Raw genomic sequence first — 23773 nt, forward strand, 5'->3', positions numbered from 1 at the left:
GCGACCGATCGCTTGCAGGATGCAATCGAACGAGCTCTGGTCGCGTCTGAAAGAGTGGGTTGCGTTGCGTCTGTCGTTCATCCGCGTACCGAGCGGCTTGAGCAGTTCTACGCACAATATGCGGGGTTCAGGCACTGCCCTGATCTATCACTCAAGACGATGATGCTGGCGCTTCGGTAGCCAGTGCCTTATTTGTGAAAGCCCCTTGTGACAGCCGTCAGCAAGGGGCTTTTCGTCTCCGGCTATCAGCCCAGGCAACGCGTCACATGCTTGACCGACTGATACGCCGACAAGCCCCACGGCCCCAGTTCACGGCCGATGCCGCTGCCCTTGGTTCCGCCCCAGGACGTCTCGACGAATACCGCCTGGACCGAGTTGATCCACACGTGCCCGACCTCCAGCGCATCGGCCACACGTTCGGCGCGTTCGAGGTCGGCGCTGCAGACCGTGGCGACCAGGCCGAAGCGGCTGTCGTTGGCCTGGGCGATGGCTTGGTCTTCAGTGGCGAAGCGGCGGGCGCAAAGCACCGGGCCGAAGATTTCCTCGCTCCACAGGCGGCTGGATTCGGGCACGTCCACGTACAGGGTGGGGCTGACGAACCAGCCGTCACGGTCCAGTACCTGGCCGCCGGTCAGGCAGTGCAGGCCTTCTTCGCGCGCGGTAGCGAAGTAGCCGGCGACCTTCAGCCATTGCGCCTGGCTGGTCAGTGGGCCCATGGCCACCTCCTCGGTCAGCGGATTGCCCACCTGCATCTGCTCCAGGGCTGCCTGCAGACGTGGCAGCAGAGCATCGGCGATGCCGTCCTGCACGAGCAGGCGGGAGGTGGCCGAGCACATCTGGCCGGCGTTCCAGGTGATGCCTGCGACGATCCACTCCACTGCTTGGTCCACGTCACAGTCATCGAACACCACGATCGCCGACTTGCCCCCAAGCTCCAGGGTCACCGGCCGGCATTGGGCTGCGGCGGCGCGCATCACTTGGCTGCCGACGCCATTGCTGCCGGTGAACGACAGCTTGTCCAGGCCGTTGTGGCCACTCAGGGCGGCGCCGGTCTCGGCCTTGCCGTTGACGATGTTCAGCACACCGGCAGGCAGGTTCAAGGCCTCGGCAATCTGGCCGTAGGCCTGTTCGATCAGCGGGGTGACTTCCGAGGGTTTGAGCACCACGGTGCAGCCTGCGGCCAGCGCTGGGGCGAGTTTCCAGGCGCTGGTCACCAGAGGGAAGTTCCACGGCACGATCAGGCCGACCACGCCTACCGGCTCCAGGCGGGTGCGGGCGGTGAAGCCTGGGGCGGCCAGGGGCACGACGCGGTTCTTCTCGGGCAGTTGCTCGGCAAGGTCTGCGTAGTAGCCGAAAGTGGCGATGGCATCGTCCAGGTCGATCTCGGCTTCGTGGCGCGGCTTGCCGTTGTTGCGCATCTGCAGAGTGATCAACGCCTCGCGGCGTTGGCCGAGTTGATCGGCGAAGCCACGCAACAGTGCGGCGCGGGTGGCCGGGCTGGTGGTTTTCCAGGCAGGCAGGGCGCGGCGGGCGGCGGCCACGGCTTGGTCGACCTGAGCAGCGCTGGCCGACATCAGTTCGGCGAACGGCTGGCCCAGCGAAGGGTCATGCACGACGATGCAGTCGTTGCCTTGGCCTTCGACCCAGTGGCCATCGATGTAGTGAGGTGCGGTCATGATCGGATTCCAGTCAGGCGATTTCGGCGGAGGTTACCGGCGTGCGCGGCGCGCTTTTGCAGCGCACCCAGCGCGGGCCGTTCGGGCCATAGACGCCGGCAGGTTCAGGGAACAGATTGAGCAGGATCAGGTACAGCACGCCCGCCAAGCCCAGGGTGACTGGCAAGCTCAGGTCGATACCGCCGGCCAGTTCACCCAGGGGGCCGACGAACTGTCCGGGCAGGTTGACGAAGCATAGGCCCACCGCCGCGCTGGGGATCCAGGCGCCCATGCCGCGCCAGTTCCAGCCATGCAGGAACCAGTAATGGCCGCCGCGTTGGCCCCGGGTAAACACTTGCAGGTCATCGGCGTGGTAGAAGCCGCGGCGTGTGATCAGGCCGAGGATCATGATCACCATCCAGGGGCTGGTGCAGGTAATGATCAGCACGGCGAAGGTCGACACGCTCTGCACCAGGTTGAAGGTGAAGCGGCCAATGAAGATGAAGGCGATGGCAGCGACCCCGATCAGCAGGGTGGCGCCGGCGCGGCTGAGCAGGCGCGGGAAGACGCTGGACATGTCCAGGCCTGTGCCATACAGCGCTGTGGTGCCGGTGGACATGCCGCCGATCACCGCGATCAGGCATACCGGCAGGAAGAACCAGCTCGGCGAGATCGCCAGCAGGCCGCCGACATAGTTGTTGGCCGCGATGTAGTCCGGTGCCTGGGTGGCGACCAGGGTCGCGGTGCACAGGCCGAACAGGAACGGGATCAGCGTCGCCAGCTGGGCAGCGATCACCGCCAGCATGATGCGCGCCTTGGGCGTCTGGCGTGGGATGTAGCGCGACCAGTCGCCAAGGAAAGCGCCGAACGAGACCGGATTGCTCATCGCCAGTATCGCCGCGCCCACGAATGCCGCCCAGAAGCCTGGCTGACCGAGATTGACGCTGCCAGCGAAGTTGAGGTCGAAGGGGCCGGCGAAGGCGAGGATGCCTAGCAGGAACAGCAGGCTCGACGCCCATACCGCGATCTTGTTGACCCACAGCATGAAGCGGAAGCCAAAGATGCACACCACCAATACCAGCACCGCGAACAGGCCATAGGCCAGGCCCAGGGTCAGGTCGGTTTCCGGCACCCCGACCAGGCGCTTGGCGCCGCCGACCAAGGCGTCGCCCGAGCTCCACACCGACAGGGAAAAGAACGCTACAGCGGTGAGCAGCGACAGGAACGAGCCGACGATGCGCCCATGCACGCCGAAGTGCGCACCTGACGACACCGCGTTGTTGGTGCCGTTGAGCGCGCCGAACAGGCCCATGGGCGCGAGGATCAGGGCGCCGACCCCGACGCCGAGCAGGATCGCCCAGACACCGGCCTGGAACGACAGGCCGAACAGCACCGGGAAGCTGCCCAGCACCGCGGTGGCGAAGGTATTGGCACCGCCGAATATCAGGCGGAACAGGTCCAGCGGGGAGGCGTCGCGTTGATCGTCGGGGATCTGTTCGACGCCGTTGGTCTCGATACCGGTCGATTGACTCATGGCAAGGCTCCAGCGCGCATGTTGTAGGTCGTCGCGGGGCGCGACCCTATTGTGGTTGCGTTGGCAGTGCGGCAAGGCCGCGGAAAAGGTCAGGCGTCGGAGACGACCGACAGGTGCTCGTGGCAGGCCAGCCAGCCTTCGTCCTGGCGGCGGAAGACGATGGTTTCGCGTTCGGCGAGCGAGTGCTCCTGGCCTGCGATGCGGATGCGGGTGGCCACATCGTGCATGAAGATCGCTACGTCGCCCTGCAGGCTCACGTGCTGATTGCTGGACTGACACGCCAGCACGGCGAAGCCTTCGGCTTGCCATTGGGCCCACAGGTGCTCATAGGCCCGGCGCGACAGCAGCGGCTGCGCCAGGGTATGGAAGAGGAAGGTGGCGTCTTCGCTGAAACAGGCGAAATAGCGAGCGGTATCGTTGCTGGCGAAAGCGGCGACGAGGTCGGCGGCGGCCTGGCGTACCTGGAGGGTCTGGTCCACAGCAGTGGCCTCACGGTTATTGTGATTGTGGTGCAGCGATTCTGGTGAGCCTTGGCGGGGGGAAAAATCGCTGGGGATAAATAATCAGTTCAGGAATTTGTGAACCAAGTCATCCAAGGGGGGGCGGCCGCTGTGACGTTTTCCAGAACCTTGGAGTTTCCACACAGTCAGCGACGGCCGTTGCAACGCTGCTGAAACAGTGCGCGTTTTTTAGCCACAGAATGGTTGTCGAGATTTTGACGAGGCAGGGGAGGGGCCATTGAGATTTATCATGGTGGCGGTCTATTGACGTAGTGTCATGGTGCCCCATACTCAAGCCATATAAAAAGAAAGCTGTTTCTCAATTAAACAGTTTCAATCCTCTTTCAGGGAGGGGATCATGCGCTCGACACTGATCATCAAGTCGATTTTCTTGTTGGTGCTGATGAGTGGCGCAGCTGGCGCTGCGGATTCCTACATCAGCAAGGCGAGTGTAGTGCCTGCCGCGACGGCGGGATGGCTATTTTCCTTTGCGGTGATAGGGTTTATCGCCCTCGCCAACCGATCGAAAATATAGTGAAAGTTATTCGCTTTTCTGTGCATTAACACCTTGGTTTTAATGCGTACGTTTTAAACATTGGCGTGCGGTGTATTGCCCTGCGCCGATAAGTGAAAACGATGTGAAAGTTCCTGGAAGAACCGCGTTTTATCAGGACGGAGCAACGGCTTGTGGAATCCCATGCCGTTGCTATATTCCACTTGTCGGCGCCCCCCAGCGGACGCCGCGGGAGCAGGAAGCTTCGTCGATGTGTTTCATCGCGGAAACATCCTCCAGGACGGTCGAGGCGATTGCGGTCGGTACTTGTTTTACGGCAAAGGCGAGCGTTTTCGCCCCGTTCTATTGTGTAGCGCTGGGCATGGCTACTTGACCGGAGGGATCCCGATGTTCCGTTTCCTGATCTCCACACTCTGCGCACTGATGCTCCTGCCTTCGGCGGCCAATGCCACCGAGCCGAATGCGGCCTACCTGCTGAGCCCTGGCGATGTAATCCTGGTCTCGGTCTGGCAGGAAGAAAACCTTCGCCAGGAGGTGAAGGTGCTTCCCGATGGCAGCATCACCTTCCCGCTTGCCGGGCGCGTCGACGTCGCCGGCCTCGATGCCAGCACGGTCGCCCAGAAGATTGCCAAGAAACTCGAGCAGTACCTGCCCGAGCCGAATGTCAGCGTGGTCGTCACCAGCATCGCCGGCAACCTCGTTTATGTGCAGGGCAAGGTGCTCAAGCCCGGCCCGGTGCTGATGGAAGGCCCCATGGCGGTGTTGCAGGCCCTGAGCATGTCCGGTGGCCTGGACAAGTTCGCCGATGAAGGCTCCATCAAAGTGATCCGGCGCAAGGGTGAGAGCCAGCAAGTGCTGCCCGTGCGCTACCGGGACCTGGTTTCCGGACGTGACATGACCACCAATTTCCAACTGCAGGCCGGCGATACGCTGGTCGTTCCTTGATCCTGCTCTGAGCCTATCGTGTCTGTATTGAAAACTTCCCGGGTCGCCGCGGCGATCCTGATTCTTCCTTGCCCGGCCGTGGTCCAGGCAGCGCTCTGGCACACGTCGGTCGCCGTACCCATGACCGTCGAACATGACAGCAACCCGTTGCTGCTGACCTCTCAGGAGAAAGCAGTGACCAGCACCTACCTCGATCCGGAAGTCGGCCTGCTGGGCACTTTCGATCGCGATCAGTTCGACTTCGGTCTAGGGGCTCATGTGTTGCGCTCATCCGATCGCAACATCCTCGACAACCGCGAGGACCCTCGCGTGCGGCTGGGGTGGCAACGCGATTACGACAAAGGCCGTTATGGCCTGGTGGGGACCTACGTCGAGAGTTCGACGCTGTCCAGTGCGGTACTCGAAACCGGCGTGGTTACCACCGACGGTACGCAGAAGCTCTACACCCTGACCGGCAACTGGAGCCGGCAGCTCAGCGAGCGAGGCCTTCTGGAAAACGAGACCTCGTACGACGACGCCAGCTACGACGTGTCCACGCTGATCGGCTACAAGGAATACGCCAACCGGTTGAGCTACACCTATGCCTGGACCGAGCGCACCGACCTGTTCACCCGGTTCATCTACCGGCGTTACGAACCGGATGATCGCGATGCGGCGATCGCCTCGAACAGCTACACGCCTGTGATCGGCATGACGCACCAGTTCACCGAACGCCTGGAGGGGAGCGTGAACGTCGGCGTCAACGAAGTCTCCGGTGACGGCGGTGGACGCAAGGGGCAGGGCGGCGTGTCGTTGCGCTATCGGGGCGAGCGCATGGACGCCAACGTCGCCGCCGACCGCAGTTCGGTGGCCAGCGGTCAGGGTGGGTTTTCCGAGATCGACACGTTGCGCGGCTCCTGGAGCTACCTGGTCGCCGACACCGATCGGGTCGGGTTCGATGCCAGCTGGCAGGACAGCAAAGGGCAAACGCCCAACAAATTATGGTCGGTTGGCGCCTGGGCCAGTCGAGAGCTCTCGCCATTTTGGGTAGCGCGCCTATCCTTGGTGTACAGAGAGCGCCAGCAAGACAACCTGCCAGATGCCACCGGCACCATTATCGGACTGAGCTTGACCTATAGATTTCCCGACTACTGATTTTTCAGCGGTGTGGTGACTATGAAATCTGAATACGAGCTGTCGATCAGGGACTACATCTCCATCATCAAGGATCGTGCACTGGTGCTGGCGATTGTCATCGTGGTGATCCTCGCGGCGACCGTGGCGGTCGCCGTGGCGGTGCCGCCGGTCTACCAGTCGACCGGGACTATCCTGGTGGAGTCCCAGCAGATATCTCCGGATCTGGTCGCCAACAACAACAACAGCTTTGCCGACGAACGCATCGAGGTGATCCGCCAGCGGGTGATGACCCGCGAAAACCTGCTGCGGATCATCGACAAGTACGGGCTGTTTTCCAGCAAGGCCCGCCAGCTCAGTGACGCCGACAAGGTCGAGCTGATGCGCACCGCGATCTTGGTCGAGACCTTGAGTACCTTCATAAAAGGGCGTGGCGAGGCCACGGTCGCCTTCAATGTGTCCTTCGAACACAAGCAGCCGGAGGTGGCCAGGGAGGTCGCCAACGAGCTGGTGACCTTGTTCCTCAACGAGAACATCAAGCAGCGTACCGAGCGCGCCAGTGAGACCACCGAGTTCCTCAGCCAGGAAGCGGACAAGCTGGGCGCCGAACTGCAGAGCCTCGAGAACCAGTTGGCCGACTTCAAACAAGCGCATGCCAACGCACTGCCGGAACACCAGACCCTGCGCATGAACATGCTGTCGCGCTCGGAGATGGAGTTCAGGGAAATCGATCGTGACTACAAGGCCGCCCAAGAGGAGTTGCGCTACCTGGACTTGGAACTGGCCGGGGCCAAGGCCGGCGTGCCTAGCACACTCGATGGCGGCAGGCCTCGTACGGCGGAGCCGCCGCAGGATCTGGCCAGCCTGCAGGCCGAGTACACCCAGTTGCTCTCCCGCTACAAGGAAGCGCACCCCGACGTACGTGCGGTCAAGCGCAAGATCGACGCCTTGAAAGCCGGCGGCGGCGCCGGTGGCATTGGCGTCGAGGGTAACCTGGACGTGGCCAAGGTACGCACCCGCATGGCCGCGGCGCAGGAGCGCGTTGCCTCGCTGGCCCAGCAAAAGCGCGACATGTCGCAGAAGATCAACGCCTACGAGGCCGAGATCCTCGAGGCACCCCAGGTCGAGCGTGGCCTGGTCAACCTGATGCGCGACCACGACAACGCCCGCAAGAAGTACGAAGAGATTCGTGCCAAGCAAATGGCGGCGAAGATTTCCGAAAGCCTGGAGCAGGAGAACAAGGCCGAGCGCTTCGTGCTCCTGGAGCCGCCGATGTTGCCGGAAAAACCGGTGAAGCCTAATCGCAAGAAGATCGTCGCGCTGGGCTTCGTCCTGGCCCCGGCCGGCGGTGGCGCACTGGTAATGGTGCTGGAAATGCTCAACCAGCGCGTGCGCGGTGTGGGGGCCCTGGAAAGCATCGTGGGCAAGCGGGTCCTGGTCAGCATTCCGCATATCCCGACCCAGGCCGAGCTTGCGCAGCGGCGGCGTTGGCGCGTGTGGCTGGTGGTCTCGATCCTGGCACTGGCGGTGCTAGGGGTGGTGTTGCTGCACTTCTTCTATATGCCGTTTGACCTCTTGCTGATGAAGGCCATGAGTCGGTTCGGATAGGGACAGCTGCGATGAACAAGATCACGCCGATAGACGAAACGAAAAAGACCGGCGCATCAGCGCCTTCCTCCATCGTGCCGGTCAAGCATCCGGAAGTGCCAGGCCTGTTCGACTATGTGCGCACCAAGGTCGTGCCCTTGCGCCCGGACCATCTGGAGCGTCACCGCATCGTGGCCTACAAGAAGAACTCGGCGATCAGCTCGGCCTTCGACCTGCTGCGCACCCAGGTGCTGCAAGCCATGGAGGAGAACGGCTGGCGCACGCTGGCCATCACCTCGCCGACGCCTGAGGCGGGCAAGACGGTGCTGGCGATCAACCTGGCGATGAGTATCGCCCACCACACCACCAAGACTGCGTTGCTGGTGGACTTCGACCTGCGCAGGCCACGGGTCGGCGCCTGCCTGGGGTTGCCGATGGAGAAGTCACTCAACGACTACCTGGCCAACGAAGCTGAGTTGTGCGATGCCATGGTCAACCCGACCTTGCCACGCTTTGTGGTGTTGCCGACCCGCGAGCCCATTCCGCTGTCGACCGAATTGCTGTCCTCGCCGCTGGTGAGCAACCTGATCCACGAGTTGCGCGAGCGTTACGAGTCGCGCATCACCATCTTCGACCTGCCGCCGCTGCTGAGCTCCGATGACGCCATCACGCTGCTGCCGAAATTCGATTGCGTGTTGCTGGTGGTGGCCAATGGCATGAACAGCAAGAAGGACATCGAGGACAGCCTGTATCACCTGGGTACCAGTAACCTGATCGGGACGGTGCTGAACAAGGCCGAGGAACAGCCGCGCACCTACTACTGAACTGCTGGCCACTGGGCAAGGGCTGCCGATCAGTTCGGGGAGTACCAAGGGTACTTTTGCTCCCAATGCCAGGCATGCGAGACGATCTGCTCCAGCGCCGCGAAGGCCGGTCGCCAGCCCAGCACGGTCCTGGCCCGGCTGGCATCTGCCACCAGGCGGGGCGGGTCGCCGGCGCGGCGGGGGGCGTCGCTGGTGGCGATCTTGCGCCCGGTCACGCCGCAGGCGGTGTCGATCACTTCCTGCACCGAGAAGCCCAGCCCGTTGCCCAGGTTGAATGCCGTGCTCGCACCACCGGCGAGCAGGTAGTCCACCGCCAGTGAATGCGCCGCAGCCAGGTCTGCCACATGAATGTAGTCGCGGATACAGGTGCCATCCGGCGTGTCGTAGTCCCGGCCGTACACCGTGATCGTCTCACGCCGTCCGGAGGCCGCCTGCAGAATCAACGGCAGCAGGTGGGTCTCAGGCTCATGGCATTCACCCAGTTCGCCCTCCGGGTCCGCGCCCGCGGCGTTGAAGTAGCGCAGGCACACTGAGCGCAGGCCATAGGCGCGGTCGAAATCCTCGAGGATCTGCTCGACCATCCACTTGCTGCGTCCATAAGGATTGATCGGCTGCTTGGGATGCGCTTCGTCGATGGGCACATGCTGCGGGTCGCCGTAGACGGCGGCGGTCGAGGAGAAGATCAGGTGACGGACATTGGCGCGCACCATCGCCTGCAACAGGGTCAGGGTCGCGACGACATTGTTCTGGTAGTACTTGGAGGGTTCGACCACCGACTCGCCCACCTGGATGAACGAGGCGAAATGAAACACCGCGCTGAATCGATGCTGGGCGAACAAGGCATCCAAAGCATGGGCGTCGGCGATGTCCAGCCTGACCCAGTTCGGACGCGGCCCGCAGGCGCAATTGTCCGCCACGATGACGTCGTGCCCTGCGCAACGCAGGTGTTTGACCATGTGCGAGCCTATGTAGCCCGCGCCGCCGACAACCAAGAACTTCATCCAAGCCTCCTGGAATCTGTTTGATGTGCAAGCGCGCTCCGGAGGGGCCGGGCGGTCATCCTTAGCAAGCGGATCAGGTGGTCAGCGGGTTGGCCATCTGCATGGGCACGCCCCTGGTTTCTTGGAGCCTAGATGCCTATTTCAAGAACAGCCAATTCGTCATCTGCCTGCCGTCGAAATGGATCAGATAGCGCCCGTCCTGATAGCTGACGGGGTATTCCTGAAGCTGTCCCTGGGCGTTTCGACTGAACAGTTTCAAGCCGTCGACGGCCTGGATCGACAAGGTGCCGTCCAGCGGCTCGACACGAAACGGGGTCCGCTTGTTCGGCTGGGGCTCGGCCCGGGTGCCCAGGGAGATCAACAGGTTTCGCGACTGTTTCAGCGGTTTGCCGTCCAGGCTCTGCACCGCCACGCTCGCGCTGGCGGTCTTGAGCTTGAGCTGGATGTCACCGAGCGCGAGCGTCTTGCCGCCGAGCCAGCCGATGGCCGCCTGGGTCAGCGGTGTGTCGATGGTGTAGAGCCCTTGTTGCCAGTTGCGTCTGAGCTCGCCGGTGTCGCTGCGGGCCTCGCTGGCGTTGGCCGGCAGCAGGGACTGGTTGGGATCCTGGATAACCTTGGCGCCGGCGGGCAGTGCGCTCGCCTGCAGCCACGGCAGCGCCGGTGTCTTTGGCATGGCAATCTGCAATTTGCCTTTTTCCATGGCTGTGCGCAGCAGCACCGAATCGGCTGGCGAGATGGACTGGTTGAACAAGGTGTCCGAGGTGGGGGCGAAGACGTAGCTTTGGTCGGCTTCACGTACATCGCCGCGGCGATAGACCAGGGCAGCGGCCGGGAGTGTGGCCAGCTGGCTGGGGTCGTTGTAGGCGTGCCAGTTGCTCGCCGAACGATCCTGCTCGCGGAACGGCTCCTGGCTGTAGGCGTAGTGCATCAAGGCGTCCCAGCCCTGATAGCGGGCCGTGGCGGCGACATACAGCGCCAGTGTGTAGCGATCGGCCACAGGCTGGGTGTCGCTTTGCCATTCGTTGTTCCACTCGGTCACGCTCAACGGCCGGCCCACGACCTGGGCCGCGGCGAGCCAGTTGACCAGGTTGTCGCTGGTCAGCGGGTTCTTTTCCAGCTGGCCTGCGCCGCCATAGCTGTGGACGTCGATCAGGTCGCCACTGGTCAAGGCCGGCAAGGCGCTCAGGCCATTGCGTCCCCAGGTGCTGGTGGTGACGATCGGCACCTTCACGCCCAAAGTACGCAGGTGATCGATCATCTGCTGGTCGAAGCGTTGCTCCAGGTCGTTGAGGAACAGCTTGGATGGGCCATGTTCCCAGGCGCGCCAGGTCTGCTCCTTCGCGAGCCCATGTTGCTTGGCGAAGGCTTCGGCCAATTCCATGTAGCGCTTGATGTGCTGGGTGGGTGTCTTGTCTGGAAGCAGGGCATTGCCGTAATGCCCGGTGAGGTCGTTTTCATTGGTGATCAGTACGGCGGCGATGGCCGGGTCATCCTTGTAGGCAAGGCCGGTGTAGGCGTTGACGTGCCCCAGGTACTGCTCGGCGAAGCGCTTCATCGTCTGGGCGATGGTGTCGTTGACATAGTTGTAGCCCTTGAGGTCGGCGATGGGCTGTTTGTCGCGGTCGGTCAGGCCTTCGCGCTTGGGTAATTCATCGAAGCCGCGGATCTTGTCCCTGGCCATCAGGGCGCGCTGGACGTGCAGGTCCAGCCACACGTAGATCCCTTCGTCCTTGAGGCATTTGATCCACCAGTCGATCTTTTGCAAAGACTCAGGGCTCAGGTTCTGGGTGTCCCGCACTTGGTCGTGCCGGCCGAAGATGCTCGGTGTCACCCAATACGAATCGTGGTGATGCAGGCGCACGAGGTTGAATCCCAGGGCCGACAGGCGCTTGGCCTGGGCACGGATTTCGTCGTCCGTGGTGTTGAACAGGGCATAGGCCGAGACGTTGGTGCCCCAGAAGCGCGCCGGGGTGCCATCGGCGAATTGCAACCGATCGCCCACTGCCTTGACGAAGCCACGCTTGCCGGCCGGTTTTTCTCCAGCGTTGAGGAACGATAGGTCCACCGGCGAGGTGCGCCAGTCGGTCTGGTCCAGCGGCCAGCGGCTGGTGTCGCCCAGGCCGAAGCGCTCATCGGAGGTCTGGGCCAGCTCGATGCCCTGCGAGACCGTGAGCACGCCTTTGATCTGCTGGGTGCCGGGAACGATCTGGTCTTTGTAGAAGAACGCCCGTACTTCGGCGTCGTCGATGGGCTCGATGTACACGCTCGTCAGGGGCGGATCGAAGCGCATCTCGATGTACGGTCCCTTGGCGCGGTCGCCCCAGGTCCAGCCTCGATTGCCCGGCAGCAGGCTTGGCTTGCCCATTTCAGTGAACAGGGCGCGGTCGAACTGGAACGAGATGCCGCCGCCCATCACATTGGTTTTGCGGCTGTGGGCCTGCAAGTCGAAAGCCCAGGTCAGGCTCTGCTGCGTGGTCTTGGCGATCTGGGCCTTGAGGTCGAACCCCAGTGTGGAGTTCCTGGCCTGCAGGCTGTAGGTGAAGGGGGCCTCTACCTTGAAGGCGCCGCTGTCGAAGTTCGCCCATTTCCAGTCGGCAGCGAAGAACTTGAACTTGGCCTGCATCGCCAGGTTACCGCCACGGGTCAACTGTGGCAGGCCCTGGCTTTCGTCGATACTGGCGACCCAGTCCTCGGCGTGAGTGACGGGGGGCAATGCCAGCAGCAGGGTGAGCAGCAGGGATGAAACCAGGCAGCGTCGTGTCATGCGGGTCACCGGGCGGGCAGGCCGACACCAACGATGCCGGCAGCGTGGGCGAGTTTGAACCGGCGCACCATCTGCACATAGGCAACGGCTACACCGGCGAGGGACCAGTACACCACGGGGATGAACGTGATGCTGCTGACGGTGAAGATCGTGATCAGGATGCCAAGCAGGGTGGCCAGCAAACTGCGCCCGAGTCGGCACAGGTGCTCGTCCTTGTCGGCAAACGTACGCAGTGTCTTGCGCAGGCTCAGCAGCGCGGAGGCGAAGAAGGCGACGAACAGGGCCAGGCCGACCACGCCAAAGCGCAGGGCCAAGTTCAGGTAGGTATTGACGATGTCGATGATGCCTTGGCCCTGGACCATCGACTGCATTTCCGGCGTCTTGCGAAAATCGAACGAGCCGAACCACAGGTTGCGCTCGATGACGATCAGTGAGTTGTCCAGCAGCCGCTCCCGATAGGTGATGTTGTCTTTTTCCAGCGTGCCGATGTACGGCAGCATGTCGATCACCTTCTCGCCCCCCGGCACCACGGCCAGCAACGGCAAGCAGAGCAGGCCGGCGACCGCCAGCATTCCCAGGCGCTTGACCGCGCCACGCCCGGTGGCGATGAACACCACGATGATCACGCCCGTGCCGACCCAGGGCCCGCGCGACAACGGCACGAACAGTCCGGCTGCCAGTAGCAGGGCGCCCAGGGTGCGTTGCAGTGTGCTGCGTACATAGCCTTGGACGAACAGGTACAAGCCGATGCCGACCATCATCAGGTAGCCCAGAACGATCGCCTGGCCTGTGGTGGCGCTGGCGCGCAGTGCACCGCCCCGGCTCAGGTAGCTGGTCATGTCCATGTGGATGCCCAGCACGTAGGTCAAGGCGTTGTACAACAGCCAATGGCGCGCCGACTCGAAGGTTCCGATCAGTGCTAGCAACATCGTGGCGATCACGAAGCTGAGCAAGGCGTCCTTGAAATGGCTGAGTTCCTTGAGTGCCCGGCTGGCCACGTAGTACGGCAGGAAGATATCCAGGAACAGGTACAACGTCTGGCGCAACGTGTCGGTCAGGCTGGTCTCGCGCAGGTAGAGCAGGTTCATCAGTACCAGGCTGGCGAGCAGGAAGCGGTCAGGCCATGTGCGCCCGAACGGCAAGGTGTCCGACTCTTGGCGCAGGGCCAGGGCCGCGGGCAACAGTACGCTCAGGCTGAGCAGGCGGATATGGTCCAGGTCGACCAGGTAGTTGATCACGCCAAAGCCAGGCACCGGTATCGCCGCCGCCGGCATCAGGAACAGCAGCATGAGGAACAGCGCCATCGGGTTGTGCTCGCGCCGTCCGGCAACCAGCAGCACCAGGACGGCAATGACGGCATACACCCAGAAGTTGCCGGACACGAACACCAGCAAGGTGAGCGCGAACCAGAGGTTGCGCCGACGCTTGAAGTCGGCTGAACGGATCAGGTCCAGCGCCGGCCGTCGTGCCATGGTGAACACCACGGTGGCCAGGAACAGGATGACGATCAATGCGCGAAGGTGTTCTGGCATAGGCGGTGATGACCTGTCCCTTTGTGATGGACGACGGCTAGCGACATGGCAGATTGAGACTATAGTGACTTTAGCCAATAGGTCAGGGAATGTAGTCATGCCGTCAGTCGACTTATCGCCGCCGACCAGCCTGCGCAAACGCGCATTGGGAGCGGGTGCGTGGAACATGGTCTCCCTGGTCGGTACGCAGGCCCTGCGCCTTGGCGGCAACCTGATCATGGCACGGCTGCTGGTGCCGGACATGTTCGGCATCATGGCCATCTCCACTACCTTGTCGGTGGTCCTGCACCTGCTGTCGGATGTCGGCCTGCGCCAGAACATCATCCAGAGCCCGCGCGGCGACGATCCGCTGTTTCTCAATACCGCCTGGACCGTGCAACTGCTGCGCGGCATCCTGCTGTTCGCCGTGACGCTGCTCATCGCCTTTGGCTCCTGGGCGACCCAGCAGATCAACCTGTGGCCAGCCGGATCCTCCTATGCCGCTCCGGAGCTGCCGTTGGTGCTGGCGGTCACCGGCATTTCCGCAGTGATCTACGGCTTGCAGTCCAACACCATCGACCTGGCCGTGCGGGCGTTCCAGCAAAAGCGCGTGGTGATTCTCGAGCTCACGGCGCAGTTCGTCGGATTGCTGGTCATGCTGGTGTTCGGCTACCTCACCCGGTCGATCTGGTCGCTGGTGGCCGCCGGGATCGTCTCCACCCTCGTCTCCACCGTGATGAGCCACTTGCTATTCGAAGGGCCACGCAGCCGCTTGTGCTGGGACAAGTCTGCGCTGACCGAGCTGATCAACTATGGCCGCTGGATTCTGTTGTCCTCGATGGTGGGCGTGCTGGCGATGAACGGCGACCGCATCTGGTTCGGCGGGGTGATGTCCACTTTCGACATGGGCGTCTACTCCATCGCGGTGCTGATTCTCTCGGCCGTGCAGGTCGGCTTGCTGAAACTGGGCGGGGCGGTGGTGCTGCCGGCCTTCAGCGAGGCCACTCGCGCTGGCGACAAACCCCGGCTGCTCAAGCTGTACAACCACTTCAGGCTGTACTTCGACACCGCCTGCCTGTTCGCCTGCGGCCTGTTCCTCACGGTCAGCCCGCTGATCATCAGCTGGTTGTACGACGACCGTTACCAGGATGCGGGCCGGATCTTGGCTATTCTTTCATGGTCGTTCTTCACCTTGCGTTACAGCTTGGCCCATCAGGTGTGGCTGGCCGTGGGGCTGACCAAGTACCAGGCCATGGACAACATCATCCGGGCCGTTTCGCTTTGGGTGGGGATGCCAGTGATGCTGGCCATCGGCGGCGTGGACTACGCGATCTGGTGGGTGGCGCTGCATACCTTCCCCACGTTGATCCTGGTGTTCTACGTCAATCGCAAACTGGAGATGTTCAGCCTCAAGCGTGAGCTGATGGTCTTGCCGATCATCGCGGTCGGCGCGTTGTGTGGTGAGCTGGTGACGCGGCTTTTCAACGGGTTCTGATTCCATCGCGAATACGCTGTCTGTCGCCGTCGGAAACCTAGAATTCCAAAGTCAATTTCACGGCATGGGTCTTGGAATCATGGGAAAGCATGACTCTGTTTCCCCGCTGCTAGGACGCAGGGGCTTTCTCAAGGGATGCGCGGTATTGGGTGCAGGCGGGCTGGTCTTCGGGCTTTCCGGGACCGCCACGCGCAAAGTCACTCAGACCGGGGGCTTCGTGGTGATCAACGGATGGGTGTTGCCCGCCGAATACTTTCGCAAGGCCTGAGCATGATCAAGGATTATCAGACGCACAAAGCACTGCGTGATGACTACGACTTCTGCATCATCGGCGGGGGACCTGCGGGCATCACCCTGGCCTTGCGCCTGGCCGAAGCAGGCTGGCGCGTGGTGTTGCTCGAAGGCGGCGGGCACGAGTATTCCCAGCAATCCCAGGATCTTTATCAATGCACCTCCTCCGGTCTGGAGGCGTATATCCACAATACGCGCCTGCGCTTTCTGGGCGGCACCTCCAACCATTGGGCCGGGCGCTGCCGGCCATTCGAAGCCTCGGACTTTTCTGTCCCGCCGCCGGGCGGCATTCCTGGCTGGCCCATCGCCTATGCCGAGATCGAGCGGTACCTGCCGGCCGCCATGGCCATCGTCGACCTGCCGGAAGGCGCGCACTTCCAGGCGATCAATGTCAGTCGGCTCGGTGATGACTTCGTACCTGACGAGTTCTTGCTCAGCCCGCCCACTCGGTTTGCCCAGAAGTACGCCAAGGCGCTGGAGCAGACGCCAGGGCTGGATGTGTTCATCCACTGCAATTGCGTCGACCTGGAATTCGATCACGCTGCCGATAGGGTCAAGGCTGTAGTGGTGTCCGATTACGATCTGCACCGGGAGCGGGTGATCGCCCGGCAGTTCGTACTGGCCATGGGCGCTGTGGAAAATGCCCGGCAACTGCTCAATAGCGAGTCACTGGCTGCCGCGGGCGTGGTCAAGCCCGATGGTTTTGTCGGGCGCTGTTTCATGGAGCACCTAAATGTCGACCTGGGCACGTTCATCCTCAATAGCGGAAAAGTGGACAAGCCTCGCCAGTACTTCACCACCGATGCGTTCGTGGCCGAGTATCACGCGGGCAAAGGCAACGTCTCCGCGACGGTGCTGGACGAGGTGACGAACTATGGCCGGACCGCCCAGGTCAAGGACTTCCTCGAGACCCTCAGCTGCGATATGGGAATCGCCCACAAGATCGATTTCATCGCCAAGTTCAACTGCCCCGGCGATGGCGTGCTGAGCACCATGATCGAACAGTTCCCCAACCTGCAGAGCCGCCTTTCGACATTGCAAGAAAAGGACGCGCTGGGCGTGGCCAAAGTGAACATGAACTGGGTACTGAGCGGCGATGACCGCCAGACCATCAAGTGCATCGGCGTCGAGCTGGCAAAGCGTTTCGCCGAAAGCGGGCTGGCCTTCGTCAAGTTGAACGACTTCGTCCACGACACGTCCCTGCCCCTGAAAATGTCGCCCCACGCGCACCACATGGGCACCACGCGCATGGCGGCCTCGCCCGATGCCGGGGTGGTCGACCCGGACTGCAAGGTGTTCGGCACAGACAATCTGTATATCGCTGGCAGCAGCATTTTCGCCAAGGGCGGGGCGAGCAATCCGACGATGCCGCTTCTGCAGTTCGCCTTGCGGCTGGCGGACCATCTGGACGCAAAGATGAAGTCTCAGGCGGGAGAGTTCGCCTGAAGGGTGTGGCAGCGCGCCTGCAACCTGTGGATGTCTGGCAGCTGCGCTGATGGGGCAGGTACCGTGCGAGGAACGTGCGGCCTGGGTTCGGTTCGACATCGATAGGTTTGCGAGGGCAACAGCATGATGGGATGGCTGAGAAAAATCGTGGCGCATTACGCCATGTCCACCGGACGTGGGGCCGGACTGTACAGGCGCCTGTGCCGCCCCAACGCTATCCAGTGGGGCGCGTACCTGTCGCGCTGGGGGCGGTTTCACTCCACCGGGACCAACGTCCAGATAAACCCGGGGTGCAATATCACCGACCCTTCCCTGGTGCGCCTGGGCAACAATTGCGGGCTGTCGGATTGCACGCTGATCGGGCACGACGGTGTGGTGGAGCTGATCGAGGTCATCTACGGCAAGAAGCTCGACTCGGTGGGTTTCATCGATGTCCGTGACAACAGCTGGGTCGCCCATGGGGCGATCGTCATGCCGCGGGTGACCATCGGGCCGAACTCCATCGTGGCCGCAGGGGCGGTGGTGACCAAGGACGTGCCGCCGGGCACGGTCGTTGGTGGCAACCCCGCCAAGGTCCTGTGCACGCTCGAAGACCTGGTCAAGCGGGTCGAGGCGCGCTGCGAGGCCTACCCGTGGATCGACCTGATCAAGAATCGGGCAGATGTCTTCGATCCACAGCTGGAGCCGAAACTGGCTGCCATGCGCGCCGAGTACTTTTACGGCACCGGGAGGCAGGAGACATGACTGAAAAGCTCGTCGATGTGCTGATCGTCAATTACAACACCGCAGGGCTGCTGCAACCGATGTTCGATGCCCTGCGCCGTGGCGAGGGCGCGGATCTGGCGAGCTACTTGGTGGTCGACAACGCCTCGGTCGATGACTCCCTGGAGCGCCTGGCGGCGGTCTGCCCCGAGGCGCTGCTGGTGGCCAATCCGAAGAACGTCGGTTTCGGCCGCGCCAACAACCAGCTGGTCGAGCACCTGCAGGGCAAATACGCTTTGCTGCTCAATACCGACGCCTTCGTCGCGCACGACACCCTGGTGCGAACGGTCGAATACATGGAAGCGCATCCGCAGTGCGGCGTGCTCGGGGTGCGTCTGGTGGGGCGCGAGGGAGACCTTCAGCCCAGCTGCCGGTACTTTCCGACGCCGCTGAACATGTTTGCCGCGCGCACGGGGCTGGAGCGCTTCTTCCCTGGGCTGCAGACCATCGACGAGATGAACTGGGACCACGACTCGGTGCGTGAATGCGACTGGTTGCCAGGCTGTTTCTACCTGGTCCGACGCGAGGTCATCGAGCAGGTAGGCTTGTTCGACCCGCGCTACTTCCTCTATTACGAGGAAGTGGACCATTGCAAACGGGTCAAGCAGGCTGGCTGGAAAGTCGTGTATTACCCCTACACCACGGTGGTGCACATTGGCGGCGAAAGCTCCAAGTCAGTCACCGAGCTCGAAGCGGCCAGCCGGCAGATCTCGGTGATGCAGATCGAAAGCGAGCTGCTGTATTTTCGCAAGCACCATGGCGTGCCAGGGCTTGTGCTGCACATGCTGCTGGTGAGCCTCGGGGACACCTTGCTGGCGCTCAAGGCATTGCTCAAACGACGTGGCTGGGGGGCCGTGAAAGCCAGCTGGAAGCATGCCCGGGCGACCTGGGCGTTGCTCTTCGACACGCGCTTTGCAAGCCAGCCGACACGCTAGGGGGCCGTATGTTCGATAACGTTCGCGCGGACCTGCGGGCCCATGGAGGCGACTGGGCGGCACAGGGCTTCTGGGTGATGCTGGTCTACCGTTTCGGGCGCTGGCGCTACGGGGTGCGTCCGGCGTTGCTGCGCAAGCTGCTGTCGTTCATCTACAAGGTGCTGTTCAAGCTGGTGCAGATCCTCACCGGCATCGAACTGCCCTGCGAGGTGGAGCTGGGGCGCAACTTCGTCATCGATCATTTTGGCGGCATCGTGGTCAGCGGCTATGCCCGCTTCGGCGATGACTGCCGCATTCGCAATGGCGTGGTGGTGGGCTTGAAGAACGTGCAGGAGCCCATCGCGCCGGTATTCGGCAACAACGTCGATATCGGCACCGGGGCCAAGGTGCTGGGCAATATCCGCATCGGCAACAACGTGATCATCGGGGCCAACGCGGTGGTGTTGACCGATGTGCCCGACGATTCGCTGGCTGTCGGTGTGCCCGCGGTCATCAAGCCCCGACGCAGTGGCGGATGAATCCATGATGACCGGCATCGGTGTGGTGGTGATCGGGCGCAACGAGGGCTCGCGGCTGGAGCGCTGCCTGGCGTCGCTGGCCGGTGCGGCGGATCAGGTGGTGTATGTCGACTCAGGCTCCACCGACGGGTCTGTGCAGATGGCGCAGGCGCAAGGTATCGAGGTGCTGGCCCTGGACATGACGCAGCCCTTCACTGCCGCGCGTGCGCGCAACGAAGGCTTTGCCTGTTTGCATCGCTTGATGCCTTCGGTGCGTTACGTGCAGTTCGTCGATGGCGATTGCGAAGTGGTCGCCGGCTGGCTGCCCGCGGCGCAGGCCTTTCTCGACCAGCACCCTGAGGTCGCCGTGGTCTGTGGTCGGCGCCGCGAGCGATACCCCACACGTTCGATCTACAACCAATTGTGCGACCTGGAGTGGGACACCCCGGTCGGCCAGGCCAAGGCCTGTGGCGGCGATGCGCTCATGCGCGCCGATGCCTTCGTCCAAGTGAATGGCTACCGCGCTGACTTGATCGCCGGCGAGGAGCCGGAGTTGTGCGTGCGCCTGCGCGCCCAGGGCTGGAAGGTCTGGCGTCTGGACGCCGAAATGACCCTGCACGACGCGGCCATGACCCGCTTCAGCCAATGGTGGCGGCGCAGCCTGCGCGGCGGCTATGCCTTTGCCGAAGGCGCGTTCCTGCATGGCGCGGCACCCGAGCGCCATTGGCTGCGTGAGTCGCGCCGAGCCTGGGTGTGGGGGCTGGGGATTCCCTTGGCGACCCTGCTGGCCTGCACGTTGTTCGGTTGGGGCGGGCTGTTGCTGTTGCTCGTCTACCCGCTGCAGGTGCTTCGGCTGATGCGCCGGGGGCGCGGGTCGTTGCAGCAGAACGGGTTGCAGGCGGGGTTTCTGGTGTTGGGCAAGTTTCCCGAAATGTGTGGGCAGGTGAAGTTCTTGCTGAAAAGGTTCGGTGTCGGCAAATCCGTGTTGATCGAATACAAGTGAGATGTCCATGACATATCGGTCACTGGTCAAAAGCGTGTTCACCTTGCACCCCGGTTACTCGCTGCGGGCGCTGCACAACAAGCTCCGTCTGGTACGGCACATGGCGCGGGAATGGTCCGGCCTCAATGCGTTCCAGCGGCGTCTGTCGCTTGCCTTGGGCGACAGTGGCCGGGAGCGGCTGGGCATCGATTGCATTGGCCTGGTCCAGTGGCCGTACATCAGCAAGGACTGGCCGGCGTCGATGCGCTTCGATGCGCTGGCCTCGCACTACGAAGTGGTCAGCAGCCGGTGCCCGAGCCTGCTGCTGCTGGGGCGCGAAGAGCGGCTGCTGCTCGATGACCTGTCGCGCTATTCACCGGCATGCTCTTTGGTGCTTGATCGGGCGTTCTGGTTCATGCGCGAAGGGGAGTTGGTGCTGAACCTGTTCCAACATGATCTGCGGGTCGCGTCGCTGGCCTTCAGCCTGGGCCTGGAGGACGGCGAGCTGTGCGTGTTCATCGGCGCAGTGCAGGGCATTCACAAAGGCATCGACAGCGAAACGTCACTGTCGATCTATCGGACGCTGACCAAGGATTTCGAAGGGCTGCGCCCGCGCAGCCTGTTGATCGAGGTGCTCCGCCACCTGGCCACGCGCCTGGGCGTCACGCGGCTCTACGCCGTGGGAGATAGCTACCGGCATCATCGCCATGCCTACTTCGGTGCGCAAAAGGCCCAGGAGTTGCCGACCAACTACGATGTCATCTGGCAAGAGCACGGTGCGCTGCCTTCGCAGCGCCAGGACTTCTACGTCATGCCGATCGACGAGGCCCGGCGCAGCCTGGACGACGTCGCGCCCAAGAAGCGCGCGATGTACCGCCGCCGTCATGACCTGCTGGACGATGTATTCGCCCAGGTGGACGCCACGTTGCGTTTGCAAGGTAAACAATCGGTGAGCGTGAAGGAGGCAGGCTACCCTGAGTCAGGAGTGCACCCATAATCAATCGAACACGCATTCAGTCGGGTCCCTATGCGCATTACGTATTTCGTCAATCAGTACCCGAAGGTCAGCCATAGCTTCATACGCCGTGAAATCCTGGCGCTGGAGCGTCAGGGCTTCATCATCCAGCGCATGGCCTTGCGGGGTTGGGATGCGCAATTGCTGGATGCCGACGACATGGCCGAGCGGGATCAGACCCAGTACGTCCTGCAAGGCGGCCTCAGAGGGCTGATCAAGCCCTTGCTACAGGTGCTGCGGGCCGACCCGCGACGGTTTTTTACCGCATTCTGGCTGGCCTTGCGCTTGGGCTGGCGCGCCGACCGGCCATTGCCTTACCACGTGGTCTACCTGGCTGAAGCCTGCTGGGTGCTGCAGCGATTGCGGGCATTTGGCAGCGAGCATGTGCATGCGCACTTTGGCACCAACTCCACCGAAGTGGTGATGCTGGCCAATGCCCTTGGCGGGCCGGCGTACAGCTTTACCGTGCACGGGCCGGAAGAGTTCGACAAACCCCAGTTTCTCCACTTGGGCGAGAAGGTCCGGCGCGCCGCGTTCGTCGCGGCGATCAGCTCCTACGGGCGCAGCCAGTTGTTCCGTTGGGTCGCCCATGGGCATTGGGCCAAGGTGAAGGTGGTGCATTGCGGCCTGGAGCGGATGTTCCACGACGTGCCGGCAGTACCGGCTCCGGCGGTACCACGGCTGGTGTGCGTGGGGCGGCTGTGCGAACAGAAAGGGCAACTGCTGTTGCTCGAGGCGGCGCGGCGCCTGGCCGAGCGCGGTGTGGCCTGCGAATTGGTGCTGGCGGGCGATGGCGAGATGCGGGCGGATATCGAGGCGCTGATCGCCCGGCACGGCCTGCAGGCCCAGGTGCGCATCACCGGCTGGATCAGCAGCGCGCAGGTGCGTGCCGAGATCCTGGCGGCGCGCGCCCTGGTGCTGCCGAGTTTCGCTGAGGGTCTGCCGGTGGTGATCATGGAGGCCATGGCCCTGCGCCGACCTGTCTTAACGACCTATGTGGCGGGCATCCCCGAGCTGGTCCGCCAGGGTGAGAACGGCTGGTTGTTCAGCGCCGGGGCCGTGGAGGAACTGGCGCAGGCCATGGCCGACTGCCTGGCGCAACCGGTGGAGGTGCTTCAGCGTATGGGGGAGGCGGCGTATGCGCGGGTGCTTGAGCGCCATGACATCGACACCGAGGCCGGTAAGCTGGCCGCACTGTTCAGGGCTCCGGCATGACAGGGCTCGCGGCGGCGATACTGGGCGCGCTGGCGTTGCTCGTGCTGTTGCCGACGCTGGTGTTGTTCATCGAGGTGCTGATGGCCTGCCTGCCGGCACGGCTGCCGCCTGCGGCCCGCGTGCCGCGTCCGCGTTTGGCGGTGCTGGTGCCGGCCCATGATGAGGCCTCGATCATCATCGCCACGCTGGACAGCATCCGTGCGCAGCTGTGCGAGGGTGATCGACTGCTGGTGGTGGCGGACAACTGCACCGATGACACCGCAGCGCTTGCGCGGGCAGCAGGTGCCGAGGTGGTCGAGCGCTTCGATGCACAGGCGCGGGGCAAGGGTTATGCGCTGGACTTTGGAGTGCGCTACCTGGGTTTCGACCCACCGCCGGTGATCGTCGTGGTCGATGCCGATTGCCAGCTGGGCGAGGGCGCGCTCACGCGCCTTGCTACCTGCTGCATCGACAGCGGGCGTCCGGTTCAGGCGTTGTACCTGATGCAGGCGCCTGAGGGCGCAGGACTCAAGACCCGCGTGGCCGAGTTCGCCTGGCGCGTGAAGAACCTGGTGCGTCCACGCGGCTGGGCGCGGCTGGGCCTGCCTTGTCAGTTGATGGGCGCTGGCATGGCGTTCACCTGGCGTGACCTGGCCTCGCTGGAGCTTGCCAGTGGCCATTTGGTCGAGGACCTGAAGATGGGCCTGGACCTGTGCCGCATCGGCAAGGCGCCGTTGTTCTGTCCCGATGCCAGGGTCACCAGCTGGTTTCCCGTCAGCAACGAAGGGCTGGGGGCGCAACGCCGACGTTGGGAGCACGGGCACCTGGGCGTCTTGCTCAAGGATGCGCCACGGTTGTTGATCGAAAGCCTCGCCCGTCGCAATGGTGCGTTGTTGGCCCTGGCGCTGGACCTGATGGTGCCACCGCTGGCCTTGCTGGTGTTGGCCTTGGCCGGGGTTTTCTGCCTTTCGTGGTTGGCCTGGTTGCTGCTGGATGTCAGCACCGCGCCGTGGCTGGCGAGCTGCGCAGTGGTATTGCTGGGCATCGCCGTCCTGCTGGCCTGGTACCGGTTCTGCCGAGGGCTGATCGCATTTTCAGTGCTGCTCTACGCGCCGCTCTACGCGGCGAAGAAAATCCCTATCTACCTGGGGTTCCTGGTCAAACGCCAGGTGGACTGGGTGCGCTCCAAACGGGATGGCAACTGATGC

General features: G+C 63.1%; 21 protein-coding genes. 15 read left to right on the forward strand and 6 right to left on the reverse strand.

All coding sequences use genetic code 11. The annotated features are described in order from the left end of the window. Window positions 1–245: 245 nt before the first annotated feature. The 3 genes from AB1N67_RS03660 to AB1N67_RS03670 form a co-directional block, all read right to left on the reverse strand. Window positions 246–1676 carry an aldehyde dehydrogenase family protein gene (locus AB1N67_RS03660; RefSeq protein WP_102081203.1) on the reverse strand — a complete coding sequence of 477 codons (1431 nt, stop codon included), beginning with the start codon at window positions 1674–1676 and terminating at the stop codon, window positions 246–248. A gap of 13 nt (window positions 1677–1689) precedes the next feature. Further along, a complete protein-coding gene (locus AB1N67_RS03665; RefSeq protein ID WP_090345181.1) occupies window positions 1690–3189 on the reverse strand; it encodes a cytosine permease in 1500 nt (499 codons plus the stop codon). Between the two features lie 89 nt (window positions 3190–3278). Next, complete coding sequence (locus AB1N67_RS03670; protein ID WP_090345182.1) at window positions 3279–3668, reverse strand: nuclear transport factor 2 family protein; 390 nt, start codon at window positions 3666–3668, stop codon at window positions 3279–3281. Between the two features lie 379 nt (window positions 3669–4047). On the opposite strand from AB1N67_RS03670, the gene eppA reads away from it, so the two are divergent. The 5 genes from eppA (at window position 4048) to AB1N67_RS03695 (ending at window position 8672) form a co-directional block, all read left to right on the forward strand. Continuing rightward, window positions 4048–4224, forward strand: a complete 177-nt coding sequence (gene eppA / locus AB1N67_RS03675) for an EPS-associated small membrane protein EppA (RefSeq protein ID WP_167358099.1) — start codon at window positions 4048–4050, stop codon at window positions 4222–4224. A gap of 366 nt (window positions 4225–4590) precedes the next feature. Further along, the gene (locus AB1N67_RS03680) at window positions 4591–5148 is read left to right on the forward strand and encodes a polysaccharide biosynthesis/export family protein (protein ID WP_043208513.1); all 558 of its coding nucleotides are present in this window, start codon (window positions 4591–4593) and stop codon (window positions 5146–5148) included. 18 nt (window positions 5149–5166) lie between these two features. Beyond that, window positions 5167–6282: a hypothetical protein gene (locus AB1N67_RS03685; protein ID WP_043208514.1), complete on the forward strand. Its 1116-nt coding sequence runs from the start codon at window positions 5167–5169 to the stop codon at window positions 6280–6282. Window positions 6283–6303: 21 nt separating this feature from the next. Then, a complete protein-coding gene (locus AB1N67_RS03690; protein WP_090345184.1) occupies window positions 6304–7869 on the forward strand; it encodes a Wzz/FepE/Etk N-terminal domain-containing protein in 1566 nt (521 codons plus the stop codon). A gap of 11 nt (window positions 7870–7880) precedes the next feature. Continuing rightward, window positions 7881–8672, forward strand: coding sequence for a CpsD/CapB family tyrosine-protein kinase (locus tag AB1N67_RS03695; RefSeq protein ID WP_043208519.1), 792 nt, complete (start codon window positions 7881–7883; stop codon window positions 8670–8672). Between the two features lie 29 nt (window positions 8673–8701). On the opposite strand, the gene galE is transcribed toward AB1N67_RS03695, so the two are convergent. From galE to AB1N67_RS03710, 3 genes are all read right to left on the reverse strand, one after another. Continuing rightward, the gene (gene galE / locus AB1N67_RS03700) at window positions 8702–9673 is read right to left on the reverse strand and encodes a UDP-glucose 4-epimerase GalE (RefSeq protein WP_043208522.1); all 972 of its coding nucleotides are present in this window, start codon (window positions 9671–9673) and stop codon (window positions 8702–8704) included. A 136-nt stretch (window positions 9674–9809) separates the two neighbouring features. Next, window positions 9810–12437, reverse strand: a complete 2628-nt coding sequence (locus tag AB1N67_RS03705; RefSeq protein ID WP_367863541.1) for a glycosyl hydrolase family 5 — start codon at window positions 12435–12437, stop codon at window positions 9810–9812. A gap of 5 nt (window positions 12438–12442) precedes the next feature. Next, on the reverse strand, window positions 12443–13969 hold the full coding sequence (locus tag AB1N67_RS03710; RefSeq protein WP_102081205.1) for an O-antigen ligase: 1527 nt from the start codon (window positions 13967–13969) through the stop codon (window positions 12443–12445). A 97-nt stretch (window positions 13970–14066) separates the two neighbouring features. Here AB1N67_RS03710 and AB1N67_RS03715 point away from each other — a divergent pair, with 97 nt between their 5' ends. The 10 genes from AB1N67_RS03715 (at window position 14067) to AB1N67_RS03760 (ending at window position 23770) form a co-directional block, all read left to right on the forward strand. Next, the gene (locus AB1N67_RS03715; protein WP_090345191.1) at window positions 14067–15443 is read left to right on the forward strand and encodes an oligosaccharide flippase family protein; all 1377 of its coding nucleotides are present in this window, start codon (window positions 14067–14069) and stop codon (window positions 15441–15443) included. Between the two features lie 79 nt (window positions 15444–15522). Next, the gene (locus AB1N67_RS03720; RefSeq protein WP_043208541.1) at window positions 15523–15711 is read left to right on the forward strand and encodes a twin-arginine translocation signal domain-containing protein; all 189 of its coding nucleotides are present in this window, start codon (window positions 15523–15525) and stop codon (window positions 15709–15711) included. Window positions 15712–15713: 2 nt separating this feature from the next. Then, window positions 15714–17180, forward strand: coding sequence for an FAD-dependent oxidoreductase (locus AB1N67_RS03725; RefSeq protein ID WP_043208528.1), 1467 nt, complete (start codon window positions 15714–15716; stop codon window positions 17178–17180). Between the two features lie 123 nt (window positions 17181–17303). Further along, entirely contained in the window at window positions 17304–17924 is a 621-nt protein-coding gene (locus AB1N67_RS03730; protein WP_043208529.1) for an acyltransferase, read from the forward strand. Beyond that, window positions 17921–18877, forward strand: a complete 957-nt coding sequence (locus AB1N67_RS03735) for a glycosyltransferase family 2 protein (protein ID WP_043208530.1) — start codon at window positions 17921–17923, stop codon at window positions 18875–18877. The genes AB1N67_RS03730 and AB1N67_RS03735 overlap by 4 nt, the downstream gene beginning before the upstream one ends. Before the next feature lie 8 nt (window positions 18878–18885). After that, a complete protein-coding gene (locus AB1N67_RS03740; protein ID WP_367863542.1) occupies window positions 18886–19395 on the forward strand; it encodes a serine O-acetyltransferase in 510 nt (169 codons plus the stop codon). A gap of 4 nt (window positions 19396–19399) precedes the next feature. Beyond that, on the forward strand, window positions 19400–20377 hold the full coding sequence (locus tag AB1N67_RS03745) for a glycosyltransferase family 2 protein (protein ID WP_102081206.1): 978 nt from the start codon (window positions 19400–19402) through the stop codon (window positions 20375–20377). 7 nt (window positions 20378–20384) lie between these two features. Continuing rightward, the gene (locus tag AB1N67_RS03750) at window positions 20385–21353 is read left to right on the forward strand and encodes a DUF535 family protein (protein ID WP_090345323.1); all 969 of its coding nucleotides are present in this window, start codon (window positions 20385–20387) and stop codon (window positions 21351–21353) included. A gap of 30 nt (window positions 21354–21383) precedes the next feature. Continuing rightward, window positions 21384–22586: a glycosyltransferase family 4 protein gene (locus AB1N67_RS03755; RefSeq protein WP_090345195.1), complete on the forward strand. Its 1203-nt coding sequence runs from the start codon at window positions 21384–21386 to the stop codon at window positions 22584–22586. After that, window positions 22583–23770: a glycosyltransferase family 2 protein gene (locus AB1N67_RS03760; RefSeq protein ID WP_090345197.1), complete on the forward strand. Its 1188-nt coding sequence runs from the start codon at window positions 22583–22585 to the stop codon at window positions 23768–23770. Before AB1N67_RS03755 ends, AB1N67_RS03760 begins: the two co-directional genes overlap by 4 nt. Window positions 23771–23773 lie beyond the last annotated feature (3 nt).

It is taken from the genome of Pseudomonas guariconensis, assembly GCF_040822035.1.
Classification (GTDB): Bacteria; Pseudomonadota; Gammaproteobacteria; order Pseudomonadales; family Pseudomonadaceae; genus Aquipseudomonas; species Aquipseudomonas guariconensis.